The organism is Schlesneria sp. (assembly GCF_036405755.1).
In the GTDB taxonomy this organism is placed as follows: Bacteria; Planctomycetota; Planctomycetia; order Planctomycetales; family Planctomycetaceae; genus Schlesneria; species Schlesneria sphaerica.
Map to the genome: position 1 here is coordinate 1 of NZ_DASWWZ010000251.1, position 2,468 is coordinate 2,468.

Below are 2,468 nucleotides of genomic sequence, written 5' to 3' on the forward strand. Positions count from 1 at the left end.
TGCGCGCCACCAAACTGCAGTTAGGTAAAGCCCTCGCACACCTCGATCTCGGCTCGCTGCAGATGCCCCTGAACACCACCGACGGGACAACCAATTCCGTCATCTTTGGGATCGCGCTGGGAGCCTTTCGGAACCCGGACATGTCGGTGGACCTGACACGCAAACTTCCTCGCCTGGAGCACCATGACGTGGATGCTCCGCCGTTCTGGAACGTCCGCAAGAAAGAGTCGCTCTACGCCGACGGATTCGCACCCAAGACAGCGCGACCTCTGATGCAGTTTATCCTGATTCCCCGGGTTTCCCCGCAGCAGCTCACGGAATGGGAGCCGGAATTTGAAGAGATCCTCGCCTGGATCGAGTCGCTCTCCCCCCCGAAATACCCCTTCGCCATCGATGAAAACCTGGCGCAGCAAGGGGCAGCCGTCTTCCGGGAAAATTGCTCGCAGTGTCATGGAACCTACGGAAACGACGCTCGATATGTGCAGACGATTGTCCCGATTGACGAAATCGGCACGGATCCGCTGCGATTGAACGCGTTGACGCCGGAGCACCGTTCCTGGATGAAGCAAGGCTGGCTGAGCCGATTCGGAGCGGATCCCGTCGAAACCGATCCCGTTGGCTATGTGGCCCCTCCTCTGGATGGAATCTGGGCTAGTGCGCCTTATTTACATAATGGCTCTGTCCCAACTTTGTGGCACATCCTGAATCCTGAGTCTCGTCCGCAAATCTGGAAAAGGACGGAGAATGGGTATGATGAGGAACGCGTCGGCCTGGAGGTAACCGACTTTGTCGAAATCCCGGCGGCAGACACCCTTCCCGCCCGAAAAAGAAGGTATTTCGACACGCGTTTACCGGGGAAAAGCCCTCAGGGTCATCTCTTCCCGAATCGGCTGAATTCCGAAGAGAAGCGGGCCGTTCTTGAATATCTCAAGACGCTTTAAGGGTTGGATCGAGTGAAATCGAGTGGCAATCGGAAGATATGGCCACAAAAGTTCACACCAACGGTTGAAGGGAATGCGTGAAGTCGTTAAATTTCCCGTTCCCCAAAAAATTGGGTCGGTGTCTGTGTTGAATTTGTGAATCTGGGTGAAGGTTGTAGTTGTGATTGCTCCTGGCACGACATTTCTAAAAGCTTCCGATCGTAGTCCCAGCGGGAATCATCAAGCCAAGTGGTTTGTGGTTGACGCCGAAGGTATGACGGTTGGTCGTCTGGCGACAAGGTTGGCGACGGTTCTGATGGGCAAGCATCGCCCCGATTACACGCCACACGTCGACACCGGTGACTATGTCATCGTTGTGAACGCGGACAAGATTCGCTTCACCGGCGGTCGGATGGCTCACGGCGAGCATCCGCACTACACGACCAAGATGTCAAAGAAGAGCTACGTCTGGTTTACCGGATGGCCCAGCGGTCAGCGCACCATTCCTGCGATCGACCTGTGGGAAAAGAACCCGACCGAGATCCTGCGTCTCGCCGTCAAGCGAATGCTCCCCAAGAACGCTCTCGCTACCCACATGCTGGCAAAGCTGAAGCTGTTCGTCGGTCCTGATCACACCCACCAGGCCCAACAACCACAACCACTGCCGTCGCATCTGCTTCCTAAATAAGGTGTCGGCATCTGTTTCGGTCACGGCCGAGTCAGGTGATCCCGTCCCGGCAGAGAACGTCGGTTTCTTCGAATACTTTCCCGTACCCTTCCGTTGAGCAAGCATACGATGGATGAAACGATTGCTGATTCCCCAGAACTGAATTTTTCGGCCACACCTGAACCTGTGGTGGTTGCACCTGAACCGGTTGTCGTCAAGATTCACGGCAAGCTGGATCGGCAAGGGGTCGCGATCGGTACCGGTCGCCGTAAGACTTCCGTCGCCCGCGTCCGTTTGAAGCCCGGATCCGGCGCCACTTCAATCAATGGCCGCCCACTCGAAGTTTACTTCACGAACATTCGTGACCTGCAGATGATCGAAGCTCCTCTTCGTGCGACTGAAAAGCTCGGACAGGTCGACCTGTGGGTCCGCGTCAGCGGCGGTGGAACGACCGGACAGACCGGAGCCGTCGTCATGGGTATCGCTCGTGCTCTCGAAGCGATGAACCCCAGCCTGCACGGCCTGCTGAGCGAAAACGGCTTCCTCACCCGAGACAGCCGAATGGTCGAACGAAAGAAATACGGCTTCAAGAAAGCTCGTCGAAGCCCTCAGTTCTCGAAACGCTAAATCAATCAAGACCAGTCTTTCTGCTTTGACAGAACTGGTTCGACTGATCAAGAATGGCCCCGCCGGAATCATTTCCGGTCGGGGTTTTTTCGTTCTTTCACGCCATACACCAGCGAAGGGATGTCCCGCCTGGACAACGATAGAATGGAATGCACCATCGCTGACCGACCTGCACCACCCGCGCCACTCCGACACCATGAAATGAATGGCCTCTGCTGACTTTGCCTCGATCAGGCAGAGACCGAACAAACCCG

3 protein-coding genes are annotated in these 2,468 nt (G+C 56.1%); all 3 read left to right on the plus strand.

Features of this window, described 5'->3' with window-relative positions; genetic code table 11:
• Window positions 1-941 (plus strand): cytochrome c (locus tag VGE80_RS08865; RefSeq protein ID WP_440592403.1); only part of this gene is annotated, 941 nt, incomplete at its 5' end.
• 160 nt (window positions 942-1,101) lie between these two features.
• Window positions 1,102-1,608, plus strand: a complete 507-nt coding sequence (gene rplM / locus VGE80_RS08870; protein ID WP_375314965.1) for a 50S ribosomal protein L13 — start codon at window positions 1,102-1,104, stop codon at window positions 1,606-1,608.
• A 108-nt stretch (window positions 1,609-1,716) separates the two neighbouring features.
• A complete protein-coding gene (gene rpsI, locus VGE80_RS08875) occupies window positions 1,717-2,214 on the plus strand; it encodes a 30S ribosomal protein S9 (RefSeq protein WP_373651111.1) in 498 nt (165 codons plus the stop codon).
• Window positions 2,215-2,468 lie beyond the last annotated feature (254 nt).

What these genes read in the sequence shown, in the direction of transcription:
- rpsI (WP_373651111.1), top strand. Translation starts at nt 1,717, where the DNA reads ATGGATGAAACGATTGCTGATTCCCCAGAACTGAATTTTTCGGCCACA.